20 protein-coding genes are annotated in these 25,086 nt (G+C 35.0%); 8 read left to right on the forward strand and 12 right to left on the reverse strand.

The window, feature by feature from the left end; translation table 11 throughout:
• Nucleotides 1–113 precede the first annotated feature (113 nt).
• Nucleotides 114–572, forward strand: a complete 459-nt coding sequence (locus AC27H3_RS04930; protein ID WP_487104214.1) for a hypothetical protein — start codon at nt 114–116, stop codon at nt 570–572.
• A gap of 143 nt (nt 573–715) precedes the next feature.
• Nucleotides 716–1,927: an EAL and HDOD domain-containing protein gene (locus AC27H3_RS04935; protein WP_487104216.1), complete on the forward strand. Its 1,212-nt coding sequence runs from the start codon at nt 716–718 to the stop codon at nt 1,925–1,927.
• A 90-nt stretch (nt 1,928–2,017) separates the two neighbouring features.
• Here the strand turns inward: AC27H3_RS04935 and yghU are convergent, their stop codons facing one another.
• From yghU to AC27H3_RS04950, 3 genes are all read right to left on the reverse strand, one after another.
• Nucleotides 2,018–2,890 carry a glutathione-dependent disulfide-bond oxidoreductase gene (gene yghU / locus AC27H3_RS04940; protein WP_487104218.1) on the reverse strand — a complete coding sequence of 291 codons (873 nt, stop codon included), beginning with the start codon at nt 2,888–2,890 and terminating at the stop codon, nt 2,018–2,020.
• A gap of 413 nt (nt 2,891–3,303) precedes the next feature.
• Nucleotides 3,304–4,545: a tyrosine-type recombinase/integrase gene (locus tag AC27H3_RS04945; RefSeq protein WP_487104220.1), complete on the reverse strand. Its 1,242-nt coding sequence runs from the start codon at nt 4,543–4,545 to the stop codon at nt 3,304–3,306.
• A gap of 318 nt (nt 4,546–4,863) precedes the next feature.
• A complete protein-coding gene (locus AC27H3_RS04950) occupies nt 4,864–5,451 on the reverse strand; it encodes an excalibur calcium-binding domain-containing protein (RefSeq protein WP_487104222.1) in 588 nt (195 codons plus the stop codon).
• Nucleotides 5,452–5,671: 220 nt separating this feature from the next.
• Here AC27H3_RS04950 and AC27H3_RS04955 point away from each other — a divergent pair, with 220 nt between their 5' ends.
• Nucleotides 5,672–6,331, forward strand: a complete 660-nt coding sequence (locus tag AC27H3_RS04955) for a pseudouridine synthase (RefSeq protein ID WP_487104223.1) — start codon at nt 5,672–5,674, stop codon at nt 6,329–6,331.
• A 139-nt stretch (nt 6,332–6,470) separates the two neighbouring features.
• Here AC27H3_RS04955 and AC27H3_RS04960 read toward each other — a convergent pair whose 3' ends face one another.
• Nucleotides 6,471–7,526: an endonuclease/exonuclease/phosphatase family protein gene (locus AC27H3_RS04960; RefSeq protein WP_487104224.1), complete on the reverse strand. Its 1,056-nt coding sequence runs from the start codon at nt 7,524–7,526 to the stop codon at nt 6,471–6,473.
• A gap of 385 nt (nt 7,527–7,911) precedes the next feature.
• Between AC27H3_RS04960 and AC27H3_RS04965 the strand changes: the two genes are divergently transcribed.
• A complete protein-coding gene (locus AC27H3_RS04965) occupies nt 7,912–8,802 on the forward strand; it encodes a DMT family transporter (protein ID WP_487104226.1) in 891 nt (296 codons plus the stop codon).
• A 329-nt stretch (nt 8,803–9,131) separates the two neighbouring features.
• Here AC27H3_RS04965 and AC27H3_RS04970 read toward each other — a convergent pair whose 3' ends face one another.
• The 3 genes from AC27H3_RS04970 to AC27H3_RS04980 form a co-directional block, all read right to left on the reverse strand.
• Complete coding sequence (locus AC27H3_RS04970; protein WP_487104228.1) at nt 9,132–10,814, reverse strand: nitrilase-related carbon-nitrogen hydrolase; 1,683 nt, start codon at nt 10,812–10,814, stop codon at nt 9,132–9,134.
• Nucleotides 10,815–11,052: 238 nt separating this feature from the next.
• The gene (locus AC27H3_RS04975) at nt 11,053–13,449 is read right to left on the reverse strand and encodes an efflux RND transporter permease subunit (RefSeq protein WP_487104230.1); all 2,397 of its coding nucleotides are present in this window, start codon (nt 13,447–13,449) and stop codon (nt 11,053–11,055) included.
• Nucleotides 13,450–13,451: 2 nt separating this feature from the next.
• Nucleotides 13,452–14,336, reverse strand: coding sequence for an MlaA family lipoprotein (locus AC27H3_RS04980; protein ID WP_487104231.1), 885 nt, complete (start codon nt 14,334–14,336; stop codon nt 13,452–13,454).
• A gap of 340 nt (nt 14,337–14,676) precedes the next feature.
• Here AC27H3_RS04980 and AC27H3_RS04985 point away from each other — a divergent pair, with 340 nt between their 5' ends.
• The gene (locus tag AC27H3_RS04985) at nt 14,677–16,812 is read left to right on the forward strand and encodes a S9 family peptidase (RefSeq protein ID WP_487104233.1); all 2,136 of its coding nucleotides are present in this window, start codon (nt 14,677–14,679) and stop codon (nt 16,810–16,812) included.
• A 277-nt stretch (nt 16,813–17,089) separates the two neighbouring features.
• On the opposite strand, the gene trxC is transcribed toward AC27H3_RS04985, so the two are convergent.
• Nucleotides 17,090–17,536: a thioredoxin TrxC gene (gene trxC, locus AC27H3_RS04990; protein ID WP_487104235.1), complete on the reverse strand. Its 447-nt coding sequence runs from the start codon at nt 17,534–17,536 to the stop codon at nt 17,090–17,092.
• A gap of 287 nt (nt 17,537–17,823) precedes the next feature.
• Here trxC and AC27H3_RS04995 point away from each other — a divergent pair, with 287 nt between their 5' ends.
• Nucleotides 17,824–18,501, forward strand: a complete 678-nt coding sequence (locus tag AC27H3_RS04995; protein ID WP_487104236.1) for a homocysteine S-methyltransferase family protein — start codon at nt 17,824–17,826, stop codon at nt 18,499–18,501.
• A 47-nt stretch (nt 18,502–18,548) separates the two neighbouring features.
• On the opposite strand, the gene AC27H3_RS05000 is transcribed toward AC27H3_RS04995, so the two are convergent.
• The 3 genes from AC27H3_RS05000 to arsH all read right to left on the reverse strand — a co-directional run bounded on the left by AC27H3_RS05000 (nt 18,549) and on the right by arsH (nt 22,822).
• Nucleotides 18,549–20,156, reverse strand: a complete 1,608-nt coding sequence (locus tag AC27H3_RS05000; RefSeq protein ID WP_487104237.1) for a B12-binding domain-containing radical SAM protein — start codon at nt 20,154–20,156, stop codon at nt 18,549–18,551.
• A gap of 255 nt (nt 20,157–20,411) precedes the next feature.
• Nucleotides 20,412–21,560 carry an L-threonine dehydrogenase gene (yiaY, locus tag AC27H3_RS05005; protein WP_487104239.1) on the reverse strand — a complete coding sequence of 383 codons (1,149 nt, stop codon included), beginning with the start codon at nt 21,558–21,560 and terminating at the stop codon, nt 20,412–20,414.
• A 587-nt stretch (nt 21,561–22,147) separates the two neighbouring features.
• Entirely contained in the window at nt 22,148–22,822 is a 675-nt protein-coding gene (arsH, locus tag AC27H3_RS05010; RefSeq protein WP_487104241.1) for an arsenical resistance protein ArsH, read from the reverse strand.
• A 221-nt stretch (nt 22,823–23,043) separates the two neighbouring features.
• Between arsH and sigZ the strand changes: the two genes are divergently transcribed.
• Entirely contained in the window at nt 23,044–23,601 is a 558-nt protein-coding gene (gene sigZ / locus AC27H3_RS05015; protein ID WP_487104243.1) for an RNA polymerase sigma factor SigZ, read from the forward strand.
• A 319-nt stretch (nt 23,602–23,920) separates the two neighbouring features.
• Nucleotides 23,921–24,163: a DUF6868 family protein gene (locus AC27H3_RS05020; RefSeq protein ID WP_487104245.1), complete on the forward strand. Its 243-nt coding sequence runs from the start codon at nt 23,921–23,923 to the stop codon at nt 24,161–24,163.
• Between the two features lie 103 nt (nt 24,164–24,266).
• Here AC27H3_RS05020 and AC27H3_RS05025 read toward each other — a convergent pair whose 3' ends face one another.
• A complete protein-coding gene (locus AC27H3_RS05025; protein ID WP_487104247.1) occupies nt 24,267–24,779 on the reverse strand; it encodes a DTW domain-containing protein in 513 nt (170 codons plus the stop codon).
• Between the last annotated feature and the right edge of the window lie 307 nt (nt 24,780–25,086).

The following is a 25,086-nucleotide window of genomic DNA, read 5'->3' on the forward strand; positions in this document are numbered from 1 at the left end:
GCAAGCTCACTTACATTCCCCATTGCTTGGTTTTAAACTAACAGATAGCTGAATAGGTAGGGCATTTAAGTCTATTTGTTGTTAGGTTTTACATGCTCGTATAGGTCAGTATCATGTCGTCTCGAATAGAAATCTTTAGTTTTATTGTTGTTAAAGGACATCAAGTTGCTTCGGGTAAAGCAGGTGATGCTAGGTTTCCTGTAGGAACGATCAAAGTTCAAGCGGATAAATTTAAAGCACTGGGGTTAAGTATTGAAGAATGTTATCCCGCGACAATTAACGCTAAGTTTTTTGGGAAGTGCATTACGTTAAATCAACACGACTACTTATTTCAGAAAGTAAAATGGCATAGTGATATGCCAGCAGAAAATTTTAAATTTTTACGGTGTTTTATCTTAAAAGGCAGTAATGAAATACCAGCATTTATATATCAGCCACAAATTAAAACTAAAACTGAACATTTTCAGCCGGCTAATCAATTAGAATTATTAGCACCCTACATAGAAGATATTCACTATGGCGAATTGCTTACTTTAAAAGTTAAAAAGCATGCAATAATATTATCAAAATAATTGCAGATACGCGCTTATTAAACATTTTATTCAGTAGCATAGATAAAAATCGAAAACTTGCGATATTTCCTCTTAAATAGCTTTTCAAAAACATGCATAATAAGGTATGTTTTAAATACAATAAAAATATTAATAATCTACCTATGAAAATAAGTTATATCGCCCGTCAGGCTATACTCGACAGAAATCATCAAACGGTTGGTTACGAGCTTCTCTTTAGAGATAGCCCAAATAATAAATTCCCTGAAATTGACCAAGATATTGCAACGTCAAAGCTCATTATTCAGAATCATTTTCAAGGCGATATTCTCTCTGTCAGCTTAGGTAAATTAGCTTTTCTAAACTTTACAGAAAAGTGTTTAATAAATAAGTATCCATTGATGTTTGATAAAGCGAGCATAGTTATTGAACTTGTTGGTCATCAATCAGCGACAGAACGTTTATTAAAAATAGTTAAATATTATCATGATAAAGGCTACCAAATAGCACTCTCAGAATATGATCTTGATGATAAGTGGGATAGCTTATTCCCCTATATTTCAATGATAAAAATTGATACAGAAGTGACAAATGCAAAACGTATTCGACCTATTGTTGATCGCATTAAACCTTTTAACATCAAACTCATTGCCGAGAAAGTTGAAACAAACTACCAATTACAATCATTGGCAGAAGTTGGCTTTGATTACTACCAAGGTTTTTTCTACCACGAGCCTGAAATTATTGAAGGACAAAGTTTAGCGCCAATAAAATCGCAAATGTTACATTTAATCAGTGAAACATTTAATAAGCCTTTAGACTTTGATCATATAGCAGAAATTATTGGCCACGATGTTAACTTAACTTTAGGTTTACTAAAGTTAGTGAACAACGTATCAACCGGTACACGAATAGAAATTACTTCTTTGAAACAAGCTGCAGCTTATTTAGGTGAAGATAAACTAAAGCAGTTTGTTACTATACTTGCGTTATCTAAATTAACCACGAATAAATTTAGTGAAGTTTCAAAGCAATCGTTAATCACCGCTAGATTAATGGCATCGCTTGCCTCAGAAAGTGCATTTGTTGAAATTAAAGACTTTGCTTTTATTACTGGTTTATTAAGCTCAATAGAAGTTATTTTAAGTATGCCAATCGACGAAATAGTAAAAACTATGCCATTAGCGCAACCTATTGTAGATGCTTTAGTAAATCATTCTGGATTGTTGGGTGAGTTACTAGATTTAACGACAAATTACATTACTGGTAACGGTGAGAACATTCAACAACTCACTGATTTATATAGACTTGATGCTAACTTCATTCATAAAGAGTTTGTAAATGCAAGTAATTGGTGCAAATCGTTAGGTATATAATTACTTAAATTAACTAAAAAAGAGCGTATTAATACGCTCTTTTTTGATCTGCTTATTCTAACCGTAATATAAATTCACTATATTAGCGCATTATTTGTCATCGGTTAATTTATCTTGGGTTTTATTTATAAAGTCACTTGCTTCATGTCTTTCATGTAGCTGGGTGGATAATTCTCCCCAGGTTTTATTAACCATAACGCCGCGCTTAACAGCAGGGCGACTGTCTATTTCTTTAGCCCAACACATAAGGTTTTTATAAGAAGTCACATTTAAAAATTCAGCTGCGTCGTACAATCGATTTAACACAAGAGCACCATACCAAGGCCAAATAGCAATATCTGCAATTGTATATTCATCACCGCAGATGTATTGATTATTTTCTAAATGCTTATCTAGAACATCTAACTGACGTTTAACTTCCATTGAAAATCTGTTGATACAATATTCAATTTTATCAGGCGCGTAAGCATAAAAATGACCAAAGCCACCGCCAAGATAAGGCGCACTACCCATTTGCCAAAATAGCCAAGACATACATTCTGCCTTAGCTTCAATATTTTTCGGTAATAAAACATCAAATTTTTCAGCAAGATAAAGTAAAATAGAGCCTGATTCAAATAATCGTGTTTTACCATTGCTTATATCTAATAACGCAGGGATTTTGGAGTTGGGATTAACCTCTACAAAGCCGCTACTAAATTGATCGCCATTGCTAATGTCTATTAAATGCGCATCGTACTCAGCTTCTTTAATGCCCATTGCTAGTAGCTCTTCAAGCATCACAGTAACTTTGACACCATTAGGCGTAGCCAAAGAATAAAGCTGAAAAGGGTGTTTACCTGTTGTTAAAGATTTTTCGTGTGTAGGTCCGGAAATTGGACGGTTAATCTTTGCCCAATTGCCGCCACTGCTAGTATCCCATTGCCAAACTTTTGGTGGAATGTAAGAACTTTCATTACTCATTTCTGATCCTATTTTTTATCAAAATATAAAAACTAACCTGAACTCTGAATAATGAGTGCTTGATACTCAAGTGAATCAAAAGCTTCGGTGGTAAAGTAAATGCTATAGCAAGGTGAACATCACGAATAGACACTATCAATGCTTGATTTTATGCCATTTTCAAGGCAAAAGATTTATGAATAGCGCGCTATTTATCAACGTTTTAACGCAGATAATGGGTTAAAAGGGAGCATTGTTCAAGTGTTGCTTATCCAGAGTTCAGGTTAAATACTAAGCTAAGACAAGAGTGAAAACAATGTAGCCCATCTTAAAAGTTGATATTAATTGTAAATAAAAAGAACTGCTTAGCATGTAAACATACTCAAGTAACGGTAACCCATTAACAACTGAATAATTTATATCTAATTGTATAGTTAGTCTACTTTTCGTTTCTTACCACTTTCTGCACGTTTTTTGTTTTCACTTTGTACATATACCGTATCAGTCGTTGCCATACTTGCATGGCCTAAATCTTCGGAAATATCTTTAAGAGGGCGTCCACGTTCAATTTCCATACTAGCACCGGTATGCCTTAGCCAATGTGAAGACGCTTCTTTAAGCTTGAGTGCTTTATTTGCACTTTCAGAAATTCTCATGTTTTCATAGGCCTGGTCGAAAACACTTTGTACCAAACGTCGTAAATGGCGTGAGGTCATGCCACCTTGGCCACGTACTTTTTCTACTAATATTGAATTTTCGTTACTCGCGGGTAAACCAATAAGACCACGTGAACTACGGTAACGTTCTAAAAAAGGTAAAAAATCGACAGGAACCGTAATGTCACGGAGTTTTCTGCTTTTACCGAATACCTTAAGCCACCAGTTTTCATCTTCATCTTGCCAAAAATGGCTCATAACAGGCGACCAATTAGGCCGCTCAGATAATTCAGATATACGTAAAAATAACGTTTTCAACGCCGCAATAACAAATAAATTACGTTCAAAAATAGGGTTCTCATCAGCCATTTCAACTGCAGTATCGAGAACATATTGCCATTGGCTAGTCGTTAAACGCTTGATTTCTTTAACTTGAGAATCAATGATAAAGTGCCGACAGTCTTTTTTAGCAATTTGTGCAGGATTACCAACACAAAAATCTTCAGACATCAGGTAATTGTAAAAAGCAATAATCGCAGTAAACATTGATGTTAGTGTTTGTTGCGATGGTCGATATTTCTTTTTATCAATAACAAATTGGGCTTTAAGACTTTTAGGCGCTTGAATTTTAAATGGAAACCAATGTTCATTTGCTGATGAATATCCGTTAGCTATTTTAAAACGTTCTTGATTTGAAGTACCGATCCAAGTTACTGGCGGCTGCCAACAAAAGTCTGCATATGCTAAAAAGTCAGATTTACGTAATTGGTCTATAGGTTTTTGCTTTTCAATGAACGACCATAATAAGAAACGCTCAACGTCATTTCTAAATCTGTCATAAGTATGCTCAGATTTATTTCGGCCAATGTAAGTAAGAAAAACTTTTCCCCAATTAAATTGCTCAAGCCACCAGGGTTCGTTTGCACAGAAGATATCATTTAACTCTGGATAATCTTCAAGGTCGAATTCACACAAATCAAGGTATGGTGGATATAAAGGTACAGGCTTATTTAATCGCATTTTAATTATTCATTCTGAGTATGATTATCGTAATGAAGCGAGTTTAATGCATTACACACACTATGTCCAATACTGAAGAGTATCGGACATAGTAGGGTGTGTGAATGCTGTGTCTCTCTATCTCGTAATCACTGCTAAAATGTAAAGTTTAAAATTGGTAGCAAATGGAGCCTTTATTGCTTCATGGCCTATAGGGTTAAACAATCCTATCAGATAACCGATCATCAATTTATATGAAGTTTTGTAAGATGTTACTTTAATCATTTACCAGGGAAACTAAATCAGTTTATCTGTGTCTGCACTTTTAATGCAATCACTTTAAAATCTCGTATCTCTTTCACAAGGAATTCCATCTCTATCACCATCCATTTTTGTGTTCGGACAATGATTAATAAAATACACAGCTTCTGCGCGTGATGTCATTTGGCTGCAATGCTGTCTGCCGTCACAAGAGAATTGTGAATTTGTCTCCGTGAAAGCACGATTTAATAAAGACCCCTTTGGTGCTGTAGTGTCGACCGGATGCTGTACTGGCGAAGAGTGAGTTACTAAGCCCAAGCGTTGAAATACAAAAACAAAAATAGCGATTACAACAAGTATTAAAACAAGTTTACTCTTAGGTGCAGTGTTATTTCTATGAATACGAGGCTTGTGTCTTTGCTGATATCTTGGCTTATGTGCTGAGTTTGCTTTAGCTGCAACGCCTTCAATGCGACAATTAACTGCTCTAGACTTACCATTGACTTGTGTTTCTACCTCAAAATAGATGAAATCACCAACCTTCGGTTTTCTACTCATGGCTTTTAAGGTAGATATATGTATAAAGGTGTCTTGTTTAAGATCATTACATTGAATGAAACCAAAGCCTTTATCATCCCTCCAGCTTTTTAATTGTCCTTTGTGCATCATTGTTCCATTGTAATAGTAATTTACTAGTCTAATATCTCATAATAACAGATACTTAGTAAATGCAAGTTCGTGAAGTTTCATCTTTTAATTGCCCAATTTCTTAATTATCAACCTATTTACTTGCTCAAACAATCCACTCTACAGATGCCGTGTATCTGATTTAGAGTAACGATATAATGTCATCCCATTCAAAAACTTTACGTTCAAGCTAGATTTAATGCCAAGCACTAATAAAACAGCTAACAACGCCTCGAATCAGACCAGTTCAACAGAGCGTATTGAGCCAAATCAACGCCACCAGCACTTTAAAATATTTAAGCCCTATGGTTTTCTAAGCCAGTTTTTACCTGAGTCACGAAAGAAGAAACATTTACTCGGAGAGCTATCTGATTTCCCAGATAAAACCATGGCGATTGGCCGATTAGATCACGACTCTGAAGGCTTATTGCTATTAACAACAAACGGCATGATGAGCTACAAAGTCAGAGACAAAGGCATAGAAAAAGAATACTACGCGCAAGTTGATGGCGAGATCACTGAACAAGCAATACTAAAACTGAAAAATGGCGTTGAGATCACTATCAAAGGTACTCAATATACCACCCTACCTTGCCAAGCGTTTAAGTTAGACGCTGAGCCTGAGCTACCGGCTCGTGGTCGGAAAATACGTGATGCAAAACATGGCCCTACAAGTTGGCTTTCCATCACGCTTTGTGAAGGGAAAAACCGTCAGATAAGAAAAATGACCGCTGCCGTTGGATTTGCGACTTTAAGATTGGTAAGAATTCGCATTGGAGACATCCATTTAGAGAGTTTAAAGGCTGGTGAGGTTGTAAAACTCGCTAACTTGGATGCCGCGCTTAATCGGTCAACCTGAGTTATCTATCGGCAAAACTAGTATGCGTTTTGGTTAACCTATTTATAAAGTCGATGAAAGCAGCGTTATTCACCGAATTATTTATCGAAAGTATCAATAGCTAGTGGCTTCATTTTTCAAAGCCTTAAAAGTTTAGCTGTTATGATCTTAAGGTTAACGTAACTAAGACAATACCATGGTCGGTACTCTGATCATCACGTTCAAAACTTGGGTTTATTAAGTGTCGGTCATAAGTATTATAATCACTTACTTGGTATAAACTGTCATGGTAACTGGCATCAAATTCACACGATAATAAAATGTAGTCAAGTACAGAACTACTGGCTCCAAAGTAATGTGTCGGGTTACGCGTAACTATATAATTATCACAAACCTCTTTATTATCAGTACTATATGGATTTTCATTATTTAAGGCTGTTTTGTATAAATCCCAAGCGTCATATAAACAGTATTTGGCGAGATATGCATTTTGGTCAATAACAGAAACGAATCTTAACGAATTTGTCAGCAAATGACTTAAAATACCGTCATTAAGGGTGTTGTTAAAATCACCCATTAATATCATTGGATTGTTGGTAACTTCTCGCCGCCCTATCATGTTTATCATTAGCAACGTAGCCTCACTACCACGTTGAATGGTTGAGGCCCAACTGCCAGAAACTTGTGCTTTTAAAGTATCAACAATTGTTTTTTCTGGTGTACGTTTTAATTCGCTTTCTTCCATATCAAACATTGAACGTTTTGATTTAAAGTGCACAACATAACAATCACAATGACCTATATGCGGTGCATCGATTGTTGCTCTGATCACCTTTCTACTAAAACTAAAATTATCCGTTAAACCTAAAGCTTGAGCTAATTCTTTATCCGGTAATACAGCATCTGACGCTACAATTGGAAATCGAGAAGCAATGGCTACAACCGGGCTTTTATAAATAAAGTCATCAATTACTTGAGGTTGATCAACTACTGAAAAATAATTATAACCTTCTGCTAACAAGAGATTTTTTAAAGATTCAATACTAAAAACCTCTTGGAAACCTATAATATCGGGCTGGTGTTCATCTAGGTAAGCAGTGATCCACCTTTGCTTTTTTTTCCATTGCTCAGCACTGTAAATACGTTCAAATTCGTAAAAAGCATTAGGCGGCTCTAGATAATTAAATAAATTAAAGGTAGCCACTTTTAACTGCATATTATCAACTGTAATGTTATCTACAGAGGTAGATTCGACACACTCTTTATTAATTTTCTGACTGATAATCTTAACTCTAAAAATAACTAATAAATAATTATACCTTATCGTTTGTGCAGGTTTTGTGTAAACTTTATTTAAATCGGTAACAAATCTCAAAAAAACTGTATTTAGCTAAGTGTTGACCGGTAAGTGCCCTTTTATCAAATTTAATTTCTTAACACTTTTGTTCAAAATGATGTCAGTAAAATCAAATAATAATTTATTCAGTATAACTATGATTAAATAGAACTATTAAGATTAAAAATATTGTAAACACTACAAGCTAAAATAATTTATAGTGCATGCTTAACGAGCAATTTGTTTTTTTAAAAGGTTTTAGGTCTTGCAAAGTACTTATATCAAAATCATAGCAAGCACAGTATTTGCGCTTTTTGCTTTCGCTGCTAATTCAGTGTTTTGTAGATTAGCACTTGGCGATGAAGCGATAGATGCAACTAGTTTTACGAGTGTGAGATTATTTTCAGGCATTATTATTTTATTTATTCTGATGCAGTTCACATCGCATGTATCAAAACCTCAAAGCAGTTTAAAAGCTAACGCTAAAGGAAGTTGGTTAGCAGCAATAATGTTATTTACCTACGCAGTAACTTTTTCGTTTGGCTACATATCTTTAGACACCGGCACGGGGGCTTTAATTTTGTTTGGTGCTGTGCAAATAACTATGATTTTATTCAATGTTATTTCTGGCAGTCGACTACATTATTCAGAATGGTTGGGCTTAACTTGTGCTTTTATCGGCTTTGTTTATTTAATATTACCGAGTATTACGACTCCTTCATTGACCGGTTTTATATTAATGAGTGTTTCAGGAATGGCCTGGGCTTTTTACACACTACTTGGCAGGAAATCTAAAAATGCCCTGAGTGATACGGCTTTTAACTTCCTACGTACTTCACCTTTTATACTCATTTTAGTGCTGTTAAGTTTTAATAACTTACATATTAGCTCAACCGGCTTTTTGCTAGCGGTGTTATCTGGTGCTATAGCATCTGGTATTGGCTACTTTGTATGGTACATAGCACTTTCAGGATTGTCAGTTACTCAAGCTGCTGTTTTGCAATTGTTTGTTCCCATAATTGCAGCATTAGGCGGAGTGGTTTTTACTAGTGAATCGATAACGCTGCGTTTGATTGAGTCATCAATACTCGTCTTAGGTGGTATTTTATTGGTGATATTAGGTAGGTATTATTTTAGCCAAAATAAAGTAAATTAATTGATTACGTGGCTACGCATGATTAAAAGTGTGGTCATCTAGAGGAGCCAATTCAAATTATGACTGATGTTGATAAACGTATCATCAATGCTCATATTTGCGCTGATATAAATGATAAAATACAGCAAAAATATCGATAAAATTAGTTTACAGCGAGATAAAATTTAAGTATTACGTCCAACAACTCTGCTCTACAATAAGCTAATTTGTAAAGGAATTCCTATCTCGACTTAACTTATTTGATGAATATGTTAAGTAACTGTAGAGGTACTTAACATAGAATATAGCTCATATAAGAACTTTATAAAAAAAACTAATTAATCATGCCTTTAGGTGTAAATACCTTGAATAGTTTCGCGCGGATGTATAAGCGCTTTAGTAATTTTTCCATGTTGTTGTTTGATCTTCAATTTACCATCAAGGTTATTTGTATTGCCGTTTACAATATCAACAACTAAGCCTGTTGATTTTTGTGGCTTTATTTTTTTCATGTTTCCAAGATTAATTTTTTCAATGTCATTATTAGCTTGTTCATCGCTAAAACTTTTCTCTCGGCTAGAAGCAACAATACAAATTTGATGTTCTGCTGCTCGAGTCAATAGACCAAAGTTCACTTCACTTGATGTTTGAATATCAAAAGGTATAAGTAACGCATTAACGTTGTTAAGCGCGGCAATATTGCTTAATTCTGGTATGTTTGCATCGTCTGCGGTAAGCATTGCAATATTAATAAACCCCTGCTCTAAAGGTAATACAATTATGTTTAGATTATTGCCTAAGCTTGTCCATTGGTATCTATTACAAAAATGTAATTGTTGCTGTATTGCGAATATTCCATTTTCATTTATGAGTACCGCTTGATGCGATCCGTTAATCACTAAACTTGTACACACATATTGAAAAGGACGTAGTACAGCGCTTATTTTTGTAATTATTTCATGGCAAAGAGCTTCTAGTTCAACGCGTTGTATTGCATTGTTTGCAATAGTTTTATCAGATAGAAAAAACAGTTCAGGTAATTGAATTATATCTGATAAATTATTTTCAATATAATAACAAACATCTTCAATAGCTTGCTCATTGGATTTATATGTTGCAAATAAAGCCACATTAACGGTTTCAGGAATTTTGCTCTTTAACGTTTCTGACTTTGGTATTTTTGATGTTAAAACAAGTTGCTGATATAGCTCAGGTCGGTGCTGGCTTGTAAAGTTTGTGCCATCAGGACGTTGATATTTTTCTATCCCTGCCTTATCCATATCAATATCTGCAAAAATAACCCCTTCTTTATCATTGGCTAATGTTGCTAAAATCTTACCATTTAATGAAACTATTTGGCTGCTGTCCTCGTTGTTTATGGCGTTTGATTTAACAGATCCGCAATCACTAATCTTGCTAGCTGTGGCAATAAACACGTTATTGTCATGTGCCCAAGCTGAAGAATATATAGAATTTTGTATTTGGCTTTTTGTGCTTTGTAGATTACACAACAATTTTGCACCTTGGCGTGATTGCTCTCTGGCGTTTTTATAACTTGTAATTTCAGTGCCTGTTAAAATACTTAATTTACCTAATGAAGAAGTAAATAAACTGTCTACTGTTTTTGTATTGATAAAAAATTCACTTTCGTGTGCTTGTAAAGTTTGTTTATCTGCTTGATGAATAAGCTCACCGGTTTCAGAAAAGGTACAAGTTGTAATACTAATATTAGATTTAATAAGCGGATTGACTTCATTTCTTACTAAGTCTCTTCTTAACGTCACATTAAGTACGATATTACAGTGATGCAATTTTGCTAAAGTAGCAATTTTCTGTAAAAATTCACCATTAAGGTTAAGCGCTTCATCCCATGCTTGCTGATGATTTTTCTGATCAGCTTGGGTATTACAATATTCAGGAAGGACAATTATTGCTGGCTTACATTTAGCAGCCTCTTTTATCATTCTAATACAAGTCGCTAAGTTTTCTTGGGTATTTGAAGAAGTGGCAAATTGCGCTACAGCTACTCGCATAATAAGTATGTTTCCAGGTGATTTAATATTTGAACTGAATTATTTCAGGTACTAGGCTTTATTAATGGGATTATATCAGTTTGAATCTGTTTGTAATTTTGATCTGGAAATAAATGAGTAAATTAGCGAATTAATTCTAGTCCTCTCCTATCTCCTTACACATAACGATTTATATTGGTTAATTTCGTTATGTGTAAGAAAAGGGAATATTAAATTAGCGTGTAAATTTTATACAACTTTAATATTTACTTACTGTTTTTTCGCCGACAAACTTTCTCAATAATACAGGTAAAGTGGTTATATCAGTCAGCAAAGCCACAATCATAGCAATACTGGTGAGCAAACCGAAAAGCATACTCGGTACAAAGTTAGAAAATATTAAAGATCCAAAACCAACAACAATAACTGTTGTGGTATATATTAATGCATAACCCACTGATAAATTAGTTCGTTTAACCCATTCATTACTATCTGTTTTATTGAGTTTAGTTTCTTCTAAATACCGATGAACATAGTGAATGGTGTCATCCATTGAAATCCCCATAGCTACCGCAGCAATCGTGATAGTCATTAAGTCTAACGGTATGGAAAAAATACCTAATATCCCCATGATAACTGAGGTAGTGATTAAATTGGGTATTAACGATATTAATGCGATTTTAAGCGACGAAAATATAATCATCAGTGTGATTGCCATCGCAGAGTAAACAATCAAGATAGTTAATATTTGTGAATCAACCAATCGCGACAAAACATCTTGGTATAGTATAAATAAGCCAGTTAAAGTGTATTGCTGTTTTTCAATCCCTAACTCTGACAACTGTAAATGTATTTCAGCTAATAAATCAGCTCTGTTTAAATTAGCGGTGCTGTCTTGAACCCGCATAGATATACGTATTTGGTTATCAATTTCTGAAAAATAAGCACCAAATAATGCTTGTTGTAAGTTTGGCTCTAAACTTTTGTAAAGTGCTGTTAATTCATATTCAGTCAGTGGTTTGCCGTTAACAACTTGGGCTATTTTAGTAAAGTCAGCAATTGACGTGATAGCGCCAATTGCTTGTTGATTTGCCAACATATTCTGAATAGCGGTTACAGTTTGAACAGTATCTGCGGAAATAACTAAGCCTGCTTTAACTTGCTCATCGGGAATATTAAACAATAAATCAAAAGGCGTAGAGCCACCAAACTCTTGATCAATATAGGTTAATTCTTGTCTAACATCTGTCGATTCATCAAAATAATTTAAAAAACTGTTTTCAGCAGTTAACTGTAAACAGCCAAGCACACCAATAACCGTAATTACTGTGGAAAATAACACGATTAACTTAGGTTGTTTTTTTACGAACTTCGCTGTTAAGTTCATACTGTTTTCTATTTTAGGGTGCTGCATAACAAAGCTTTGTTTATTAAACAGAGCTAAAAGTAAAGCGGGGAAAAATAACAAACTAACAGCAAAACTTACTAGCATTGCAACAACCATCATCCAACCGAAACTAATTACCGGCTGTACACCGCTAAATATCAAGGAGCCAAAACCTATTGCTGTGGTTAAGCCTGCATAAAAACAAGGTTTTATTTTTTGCTTAATTGTTTCGAGTACTAACTTTGTATGCGACCAGTTGCTATGTTTAACTACCAATTCCTGATAATGCACAATAAGGTGAATTATCATGGCTAAAGATAATATAATTTGCAGTGCAAAAACGTTGGCCGATATTACTGTAACTTTAAACGCTAACGCTGCTAATAAACCTATGGTGATCACAACACTGGTGGCACAACATACAATAGGTAATATTACCCAACTTAACTGCCTAAACAAAAACCAAAGTAAAGCGATAACAACGATAATAATTAATGCACCAAAAAGGACTAAGTCATTTTCAATAATTTGAATTAATTCGTAAGACAATAAATTATTACCGCCAAGGAAGAAGTCACCTTCTTGTTTATACGGTTTTAAAATATCTCGAATACTTTCTATTTCATCTATTCTGACTTGCTCTAAGTGTTTAGTGAGTTTTTGTTGTTGAGATTTAAGTTCTGTTAGTAACTTAACTTCCTCTTCTGTAAGTTCTCGCGTTAATAAGTGCTGTTTAATGTTGGTAATGTCATTACTGATTTGCGCTATCTGAGGATCGGTTTTAAAAACAACCTGCAATGACATGGCTGTTTGATCTTCATTAATCAATAAGTCTTCATATAAGGGATGTTTTTTTAAACTAAGTGATAAGGTCTCTTTACTGAACTTATTATTTTCCCAGGTTAAATTTTCTACATCAGCAGAAACTGACTTTGCTGCGGTAAAAATCGGCATGTTTACAATGCTTTTTACGGCTTTAACACGGGTTATGGCTTCAATCTCGTGGCCAATTTTAGAAACAGCAGTTAAATTTTTGGTCGCAAATAGTTCACTATTATTAGGCTTAAACGCAATCAAAATAAACTCTTCTGAGCCATAACGTTGATCAGCGAGTTGCGTTAGTATGTAGTGTTTGTTGTTATCAACTAATAAGGTATCGGCTGATGCATCTATCTCAAATTTCTGTGCTTGCCATGCAAATATAGCCGTGAGTAAAATAAATAAAACACAGGTGATATAGGCATATCTCGTTGAATTTTTATTAAACATTATTACTCCACTGCCGTATCAGGCTTTAAGACCGGGTTTAATGATGTCTTTTTTTGTTCTTCAGTTTTAAACACCTCATTCCTGCGAATTTGACCATCGCGTAATAAATTTTGCATGTATAAGTTTCTAACAAACTCGTATGGATTTTCAACATCGGCCAATACATTTGGGTATTGAGCTAAGATAGGGATTTGTGCTTGTACACCATCGGCTAAAAGAAGCTGAGTAGCTACTTCATCGTCATTTATATAATTAAGTGGATGAGCAAAGTAGTTAAAGGTTAAAGAAGCTGTATCGCGTAAATCAGATGGGCCAAGTAAAGGCAGAACAACATAAGTACCATAACCAACACCATAACTAGCTAAGGTATCGCCAAAGGTAGTTTTGTTTCTTTCTACATCGACTAAATTATCAGCGGCATCAAACAAGCCAAGAACACCAACCGTGCTATTAATTAATACTCTTGCAATACTTTTTCCTGATGATTTTATATCGCCTTGAAGTAAATGATTGATAGCGTAAAGTGGCTCGCGTAAGTTATAAAAAAAGTTACTAATGCTCTTATCAACTGGCTCTGGCACAATATTTTCGTAACCACTAGCAAGTGGACTTAACACATAACGATAAGCTATGTCGTTGAACTTAAATATTGGCTCGTTAATAAAGCGTAATGTGTCTTCTGGAGGCTGATAACTAACAACACTTGGAATGTTTTGCTCTGCAGCAAGCTCGTAAGGCCCTTTAACTGCTGGTACATTGTCTGTTTTACTTACATTTTGACTGGTATTGGAGGCGGTGCATCCTGTAGTAAACACCATTAATAATATTAATAGCCCCGGGACATACTTGGTAATATTTCTACTCTGAAGAATTTTTGTTTTTATCATTTAAGAATCCTTGTAACTAGACAACTTGTGGTTATATGTTTATTGCTTCAGCGTGTAAAAATGCTATATAACCTACCCGCTTTAGATTTTAAATTTGCTTTAAAATTAACGTTACTCGTTTAATAATGCTTTAAATACTAACACTTTTATTCTCAATATATCTGCAAGTATCAAAATATTAACTACCGTTTAATAATAACAAAGCTTATTTATGGCAAGATTACTCCACTAATATTTATCGATATATTTGATTAAAAACTAACTAAATATATAAAAGGTCGATAAACTTACCTATCTGTTTTTTCTTGTATTAAATTACTTTAGTTATTAGGAGCACTTAGTGCCATCTTCTATTTTTTCAGCGCCGCCAAAATCACCCGTAAAAAACATCATTGCCCCGATTGCTAAAAAAATTCCCCATAAAATGACAATGCATAATCATCAACGTCTTGATAATTATTATTGGATGCGCGATGACCAACGCAGTGATGAAAATATCCTGGCACACCTTAATGCTGAGAATAATTATGCTGATGCTATATTGAGCGAACAAAAACCTTTGCAAGAAACACTTTTTGAAGAACTTAAAGCACGCATAGTCAAAGACGATAATACGGTTCCGGCAAAAGACGGTAACTATTGGTATCACAGTGAAATACAAGGTGAGCAAGAGTTCTCTAATTTCCTTCGAGCAACGAGTTTTTCAGGTGAAAACAAAACGTTGTTATTAGATGTAAATGAGCGCGCAAAAAATCATGAATTTTATGACTTAGGCGATGTGTCGATAAGCCCTAACGACCAACTCATGTCTATTGCAGAAGATACTGACAGTCGCCGTATTTATACAATTTATTTTAAAGATTTAAGCCAAGCGGCCAAGCCCGCCAATGCCTATTTAGCGGATACTTTGGTAGAAACAGAAGGCCAAATTGTATGGGCAAATGATAATAAAACGGTGTTTTACGTTAAAAAAGATCTCGATACTTTATTAGGCACAAAAGTTTACCGACATACATTAGGCACAAATCAAGTTGATGATGTACTCGTATATGAAGAACATGATCATAGCTTTTACATGAGTTTAGATAAAAGCCGTGACGATTCTCAAATATATATTTGTTTACATGCTACTGAGTCTACACATTGTTTAATGTTAAGTGCTGACGATCCTAGTGGCGAGTTTATCGACTTATTACCTTACCAAGAAAGACACGAATATCATGCAGATAAAATGGGTGATTACTTTTATATTGTAAGTAACCATAAAGCTAAAAACTTTAAATTAATGAAAGTAGCCGTTGATTTAGTCAATAATATGGATAATTGGCAGGAGGTAATTCCGCATAGAAATCATGTACTCCTTGAAGGTATCGAAATATTTCAAAGCTTCCTCGTAGTAACCGAACGTGAAAATGGCCAAATACGCTTTATTGTTCGCACGATTGAAGGCGAAAATACCGGTGATGAATACCCTTTATTGTTTGACGACCCTTGTTATTTTGCATGTTTGGGTGATAACCCTGAGCCAGAAAGCACAGTCGCACGAATATATTATTCAAGCTTAACTACACCAGGTTCTTTATTTGAATTTGATTTAGCAACAGGTAAGAGAACCTTATTAAAGCAACAAAAAGTATTAGGCGACTTTAACAAAGAACGATATCAATCAGAGCGGATTTTTATTACTGCACGTGATGGCGTTGAAGTACCAGCATCACTTGTTTATCGTAGTGATAAATTTAAAAAAGACGGCACCAATCCTTTGCTTCAATACGGTTATGGTGCTTATGGCATAACGATAGATCCTAACTTCTCTAGCCAAACCTTAAGTTTACTCGATCGAGGCTTTGTTTACGTTATTGCCCATGTTCGTGGCTCAGAAATGTTAGGCCGGCATTGGTACGACTCAGGTAAAATGTCGTATAAACAAAATACTTTTAACGATTTTATTGATGTAACTAAAGCATTAGTTTCGCAAGGCTATGGCGCAAAAAATAAAATATTTGCATCAGGCGGTAGTGCCGGTGGCTTGTTAATGGGCGCGATAGTAAATCAAGCTCCAGAGTTGTATTTAGGCATAGGTGCTCATGTACCATTTTTAGATGTGTTAACCACCATGTTAGATGAAAGCATTCCGTTAACCACCAATGAATATGATGAATGGGGTAACCCTAATGGATATCAAGCGTATCAAGATATATTAGCCTATTCTCCGCTCGATAATATCAGTGCTCAAGCTTACCCACATATATTGGTAACCACCGGATTACACGACTCTCAAGTACAGTACTTTGAACCCATGAAATGGGTAGCGAAATTACGTGAATTTAAAACAGACAATAACCTGTTAGTATTTAAAACTGATATGGATGCAGGTCATGGTGGCGCATCAGGACGTTTTAAAAGCTTAAAAGAAAAGGCCTTAGAAATGAGCTTTTTTATCTCGTTGTTACCTGAATCTGCAACGTTAAATTAACTACACAGCACTATTGTAGTGCTGAAGGAAAGTAAGCGAATAAAGCGTGGGTGTTATGGTTCTTAAAAGATATAAAAAAAATTTTAAGAACCAGAACGCCCTTTACTCACAATACATAACAATTTCATTCAGTAAACCTTAATATCGATAAAGAAAGTGCTATAAATAATAATTTTAACGATACCGTTATACTCGTTTACCTGTTACTTGAGCGTTTTGAATAACCTCATCGTACTAACTTTTAAGTGTTTAGCGAATACCATTAATTATCGTTTTTTCAAACCACAGGTAAATTTTCAGCTAACCATTGTTTAAATTGAGCTTTAGGTAAAGCGCCAGACATGCGCGCAACTTCTTTACCGTGATGAAAGATCATTAAGGTAGGAATTGAGCGAATGTTATAACCACCTGCAGTTTGTTGGTTTTTCTCAGTATCTAACTTAACAAAGCAAGCCTGAGTAAACATTTCCCCTGCGACCTGTTCATAGGTAGGTGCAAATTGTTTGCATGGCCCACACCATTGAGCCCAAAAGTCGACCACAACAGGTAAACCATTACCTGTGACAAAACGGCTAAAGTTGTTATCGCTACCCACAATAGGTTTTGCAGAAAGCACAGCTTTACCACACTTGCCACATACGGGTTTATCGTTAAGTTTTCCGCGAGCTAATCGATTTTTAGTACAGCAGTTGGCACAAACTATTAAAATAGATGAATCAGACATAGTAAATCTCAATGTAAAATTGTTGGGAATTGGTTTATAAAATACAAGCTAGAGTAATTATATAGGTTTCTACACTATTTAATTCAACTGTAAGCAGATTTTTTAATGTCTTTTAAGGCAAAAATGTGAGCAAGTCATCGTTATTAAAAGCTGATAAAACATCGCATATCTTAGCTAATTTCAATAAATCATTTCATTAAACGCTAATAACCGCCCTGTCTGTACTTGCTATATATAAAGCACATGGTTATTCTGAATTTTTTTAGGTTCAGAAGTTACGTATTAGTATGAAATTACCCGCTACATTGCCCATAATCCTTGATGGTGGCATGGGTCGAGAGCTTGAGCGTATAGGTGCTCCCTTTCAGCAGCCCGAATGGTCAGCTCACGCGTTAATTGAATCACCTCATTATGTCTCACAAGTACATGATAATTTCATTAATGCAGGGGCTGAAATTATTACCACTAACACCTATGCTCTAGTACCGTTTCATATTGGTGAGAAGCGTTTTAGTGAGCAAGGTGCTGAGTTAATTACCTTAGCCGCATCTTTGGCAAGAGAGTGTGCTGATAACAGTAAAGTTGAAGGTAACTCTAATGTTTTAGTAGCCGGCTGTATTCCTCCCGTTTTAGGATCTTATCGCCCAGATCTATTTTCAGTTGAACATGCAACGCCGTTGATTAAGCCTTTAATAGCACATCAGGAAGCTTTAGTAGATTTTTGGTTAGCAGAAACTATATCTTCAATTGCCGAAGCTCAAATGATAAAAGATCATACGTCTAAGACAAACAAGCCCTGCTGGATTGCTTTTACTATAAAAGATGAAATAAATTCAGACTCAACGCTTCGTTCTGGTGAGTCTGTTTATCAAGCGGTAAGTAAAATAGCTGGGCAAAATATTTCAGCCATATTATTTAATTGTAGCGCTGTTGAAGTTATGGAGTCGGCTTTAAAAACAACTTAACTTTTTAATCATTTTTAATAACATATAAAAATACTACCACAGCGCTATTAGCTCATATGTTGTTGCTGGCGCTTTAATGCTTTATTTTTACTTGGCGTTACTAATTTTTTATTCTCATAGAGATTTAAACTACTAAATAGACTCTTCAACTTGGCTGCTTCGTAGTCTTCTTCAATTTTTTCGATTACCAACGCATGTTTTTCTGGATATAAAGCTTCAACGGCTTGCGAAATTAACTCAAAGAGTTTTTTCAAGTTAATTTTATGTATTTGGCCGGTTTTGTTAAAAATCCACTCGGTTATCGCCATAAAATCATCAAATGGTTTATCGGATAATATCTGAGGTAATGCGTACTTAAATCGCCCTGAATTACCTATCATGTCCCAATAACGAGCAAAGCGATTAATGCGTTGCATGGTAGCAAAGCTTACCCTATCGGTACTTAAGATATTAAATGGGGGTAAAGGATTAAAGCGTAAATCGAATGCTTCGGTGTGCCTAATGATCGGGCTACCTTTTAAACGTTTTAAAATACCCATTTGAATTTCATGCGGTCGACAATGATATAGCTGATTAAAACTATCTTTAAAGCTATCGAAGGTTTCTCCTGGTAAACCAAAAATAAGATCAGCATGAATATGGGCGTGGGTATTATCTTTTAACCAAATTAAGTTTTCTTTAGATTTGGCATTATTTTGCTTACGGCTGATATTTTTTTGCACGTCGGTATTAAACGTTTGTATACCAATTTCAAACTGTAAACTGCCAGGTGGAAACTGCGCTAACAATTCTTTTAACTTTCTAGGGAGATGATCGGGCACCACTTCAAAATGCAGATATAAATCGTCAGTCATTCGGTCTAAGAAAAACTGCATTATTTGCATGGTGGTATTAATGTTTAAGTTAAAGGTTCTATCGATAAACTTGAAGTTACGCGCACCACGGTTATATAAAACCTCCATTTGCTCAAGAAACAGTACAATTTCAAAAGGCACCGAGTTTTTATCTAAAGACGATAAACAAAATTCACATTTGAACGGACAACCTCGAGATGCTTCCACATAAAGTAACCGGTGCGTTAAATCTTCATCGGTATAATATTGATAAGGCGATGCTAATTCTTTTAATTCAACAGGTTTCGAGTTAAGGATTTTTCTATCCAATGGCGCATCATTGATAATGTCTTTACATAATTGATAAAAACTTAAATCAGCTGGCCCAGTTAAAACATAATCGGCACTAGCAACAATAGTTTGTTGTTCTGTCTCATAACTGACTTCAGGCCCACCCAAAACAATTTTAACTTCGGGTGCAATGACTTTGAGTAAGCTAACCACATCGGTAGTTTCAACGATGTTCCAAATATAAACCCCAAAACCAACAATATCAGGCTTAGTCGCAAGTATTTGTTCAACAATATCAATAGCTCGCGTTTGAATTATAAACTCTTTTATTTCACAAAACTGTTGTAGCTCTTGCATGTTAGCGTACAAATACCGTAATCCAAAACTGGTGTGAAAATAACGGGCATTAAGGGTGGCAAGAATAATTTTAGGAGCAGATTTATCTATTTCATGAGCGGTATTGTGAATATTATCGTCAGTCAGTGAAATGTGTTTTATGGGTAATTCAGAGTGATGCTTTTGCGCTGCCATGTGTGGGTCTTAAATGCCATTGATAATATATTGGCAATTATACGGTGATTACAAAACTAATACAGCAACCTTATTTTCTAACCTGTTAATTGTTTACGTTAATCTTTGTCATTAAGGCACTGGCATGCTTTCGATCTTACACATTTTGCTGGTACTAGGTAATACAATTGTATTACCTAGTACCTTACTTAGTTAGTTAGTTACTACGTTTAATAATTAGCATGAACTTTGCTACTGCGGCAGTTTAGAAAATAACTAAAGTGCAGCTTTAAAAATTGCGCAAATTTCTGCATGGCTGGCTTGTTTAGGATTTGTTAAACCACATACATCTTTTAGCGCGTTTTCTGCGAGTAATGGAATATCACTTACTTTAACGTCTAGCATTTCAAGTCCTTCAGGAATACCCACTTTTCTTGCAAGTGTTTCTATTGCTTGAATAGCAGCTTCGGCGCCCTGCTGATCTGACATTTCAGAAGTATCTACTCCCATACTAGTAGCCACATCTTTTAAGCGCTTAGCGCTAACTTGTGCGTTATAACGCTGAACGTGAGGTAAAAGCACCGCATTACAAACACCATGAGGCAAATCGTAAAACCCTCCAAGTTGATGTGCCATCGCATGTACATAACCTAAAGATGCATTGTTAAATGCCATTCCTGCCATAAACTGGGCATAGGCCATTTGCTCTCTAGCAAACATATTTTCTGGCTCTGTTACCGCGGTAGGTAAATTGTCATTAATAAGTTCAATAGCTTTTAATGCAACAGCATCGGTAATAGGCGTTGCTGCTGTTGAAACATAAGCTTCAATGGCATGGGTAAGAGCGTCCATACCCGTTGCAGCAGTTAACGATGCAGGCATACTTAGCATTAAGCTAGGATCGTTAATTGATAACACCGGCGTAGTATGCTTATCAACAATAGCCATTTTTACATGACGTTTTTCGTCAGTGATAATGGCAAAACGTGTCATTTCGCTTGCAGTACCAGCAGTAGTATTAATAGCAATTAACGGTAATTGGGGAAGTTTAGATTGATCAACTCCTTCATAATCAGCAATTTCACCACCATTACTGGCGACTAAGGCAATACCTTTTGCACAGTCATGAGGTGAACCTCCACCTAAAGATACAACAAAATCACAATGACACTGTTTAAGTGTATTAAGCCCTTCATTAACATTTGTTATCGTTGGGTTTGCTTTTACACGGTCGAAGACAACACTTTCAATACCTTGCTCGGTAAGTAAATGAGTAAAAAGTTCAACAACACCTTTTTTATTCAATACATTATCAGTAACAATTAATGCTTTTTTAAATTTTTGCTCAGTAATGTAAGTAACGGCATTTGCTAAGCCGCCCTCACCTATAACATTTAATGCAGGCATATAAAAAGTTGAGATCATAATATTCCCCGTAAATATAGTGACAGAGTTTAATCATTAAACTAAGTAACTATATTTATCATATGAACAAATTAGCATCTTTGATCTAGAACAAAATTTCGATAACTTTTTGTATTATCAGTGTTGGTAATACTGAGGCTGAGGAGTGAATAAAGCTTGAATTAAAAATACAGTTCCTTAGGGTAAGCTGAGTAGTTTTCCGGAACAAAATATTTTGTTAACACTTGCTCAAGAGCATAGGCGCCGAGTAAATAAGAATGCAAGGTAGCTTCTAATTCTCATTTAATCGCTCTTGTTAATTAACGATAATTTTATTATGTCGTTTTCCCAACTTAAGTCAGTAATGGCTGAGGTTTTTAGTACTAAGCGTAATGCGAGTAAAGCTTAGTCTGGCGCATGTTTAAATTATGTTTTTCCTTAGCGTTAAAGTGTATCTGCATTGTCACTGACTAATGTTTTATCAGTTGTTAAAGGGTATTTTACGAGTTTAACAAGTAAGCAACACACGTTTTATGATGTATTTAAACTTATTAATTTAAATTGTTTGTTATTAAACGTGTGAATACCCTTTAAGCGATTTTACGTTCTTACATGGCAATTTTTTTAGCTTCACCAGCAAGGCGTTCGCTATATCTATCGGTTAAAAAACCACAATTATCACGTGTTAAAAAAGTAAAGCGCATCAATTCTTCCATAACATCTACAATGCGTTCTCTGTAGGGTGAGTCTTTCATTTGGCCATCTTCAGTAAATTCATTATAAGCTTTGGCCACAGATGACTGGTTAGGAATTGTTAGCATACGCATCCATCGGCCTAAAATTCTCATGTTGTTAACAGCATTAAAGCTTTGCGAGCCACCTGAAACTTGCATAACCGCTAATGTTTTACCTTGGGTTGGTCTAACCGCACCAAGTGTTAATGGGATCCAGTCGATTTGAGTTTTCATTACACCCGAAAGGTTGCCGTGAATTTCGGGTGAAGACCATACTTGTGCTTCAGACCAAGTTACAAGCGTTCTAAGCTCTTCAACTTTTGGGTGATTAACAGAGTCGTTGTTATCAAATAAGGGTAAACCTTTAGGATTAAAAAACTTAACTTCTGCCCCCATTTTTGTCAGTATTCGCCCCGCTTCTTCGGCACTTAAACGGCTAAACGATGTTTCACGTAATGATCCGTATAAAATCAATACTCGGGGTTTATGCGTACTGTTTTTGTTAAAAGTCGGGTTTAGGTTAAATACTTGGTTGTCTAAATAGTTCATTATGGTATCCAAAGGATTAATTTACCCATAAGACGAACAAACATTTAAAAAGACGATAAATAAAGAATATAATTAAATAGAAAAATAAAAAACTAGCCCTAAAATACTACTAACGAGATACTTCAATTCGGTTTTAAAATTTTAGCTAGCATGTAGACAATATCAGAGTAAATAAAGCTTGTGTGTCTAATAAGAAATATAAGCTGGAGAATATCTGCTTAATGAAAATAGAAGAGATTTGGCTAGCTTATCGAGCAGCACTAAAACGTTTTATACATGCTAAGGTTTCGAATGAAGCTGATGTAGAAGACTTACTACAAGAAATATTGATAAAAACTCACAACAATATTCATACGTTAAAAGAGCAAAAAAGTGTGAAAGCTTGGCTATTTCAAATCGCAAACCGTAGCATTATTGATTATTACCGCAAGCAAGATAAAAGCACGGAATATCAAGAGGTTAAACTAAACCCTCATGATGATAGTGAATCAAGTAATAGAGATTTAACTCACTGTATTATACCTTTTATCAATGCTCTACCCACTGAAAATGCACGCTTGTTAACAGCGATTGACATTAATAATCAATCACAAAAACAATATGCAGAGCAATTAGGTATTAGTTACTCAACATTAAAGTCACGTGTGCAAAAAAGTAGAATATTATTAAGAGAAATATTTGACGGCTGTTGCCATTTTAAACTCGATAAAAATGGCAAGGTTTATGACTATGATGTAAAAACTAGCAACGACATAAAGCCCAATGATCATCGTTACTAGTAATAATTCTTAAAAAAATATAAAGATAATAATGAATTTAAATCAACTTGATCTCAATCTACTGATAATTTTAAAGCAGCTATTAGCCGAAAAACACATTAGCAATACCGCATTAACCTTAGGTATGAGCCAATCTTAAATTTTACGAGCAAGCGGATGAACTTTTGTACCTAATAGCCCAGATTATTTACCATTTCAAACTATATGATATATTTAGTTGAGTTAACTTAACGTACTATCAAATGGCTTTTATTGGCTCAGCCTAAGAAAGCCCTATTATATAGTAAATTTTTCAATGTTTACGGAGGTTTTAGCAATAATGAATATCAATGAGCTTACAACTTTTTTGGGTTGGTGTTCGGTCATTAATTTGGCTGTATACCTGTTTTCAGCACTAGCGATTATCGTGTTCAAACGTTTTACCGCTAACTTGCACAGCAACATTATGGGAATCGATACCAAAGCGTTACCTTCGTTGTATTTTAACTATTTGGGTAACTATAAGTTAGGTATTTTAATATTTAACCTTACGCCTTATTTTGCTTTGAAAATGATGGTTTAGTGATCTTAACATCATATTTATCATGACAAACCACCCTCAATAGCAATACCGTTAATTAGAACAATTAAACTCGTTCGAAGGTATAAATGTAATACATTAAAGTTTAGCCATTAAATTGGTCAAACTTTTCTATTAACTCGGCTGCTATTTTATTTTGCCCTTTAAGTTTTAAAACTTCGATAATACATTCAATAGTGCATAACCCCCCTTCTAGTTGATTGGCTCTAAGTTTGTATAAAGAGTTTGCTGCTGTTTTCAAAGTAAAATGTGGAGAAGCTTTTAAATAAGGACTTTGATTAAATATTTTCTTTGCTTCTTGCCATGTTCCATCAATGATAATGATATTCTCATACGCTTCAATATTAAGTGGTGATAACACAGGTTTTTCAAGCTTTACTTCTGATGAGATAGTCAATGTTACATCTGTTGCAGGAGTAGCTTTGGAATATAACAGCGCTGTCTCATTATTTTCTATTAGCTGAGTGATAACTTTACTCGGATTTACTCTCTCCCATACGATACGCTCAACGATATTATTCGTATTCTCTATCGCAAGGTTGCCAGTGTTGGTTGCTCTATGCAATTCACGTTCATGTGTTAGTAAAATAATTTTCATTGTTCTGCTTTAAATATTTTGAGGTCAGTACGCTTGAATCTATATTGCACATAACTAACCTGAACTCTGAGTAATGAGTGCTTGATACTCAAGTGAATCAAAAACTTAGGTTAATAAGGTGAACATCACGAATAAACAGCATCAATGCTTCATTTTATACCATTTACAATGGCAAAACCTTTATGAATAGCGCGCTATTTATCCACCTTTTAATACAGATAATGGATTAAAAGGGAGTATTGAGCAAGTGCTGCTTATCCTGAGTTCAGGTTAACTATTATTAATTCTTCAACCATGCTGATTGTGC

Source organism: Colwellia sp. NW0002-52-1, assembly GCF_057550865.1.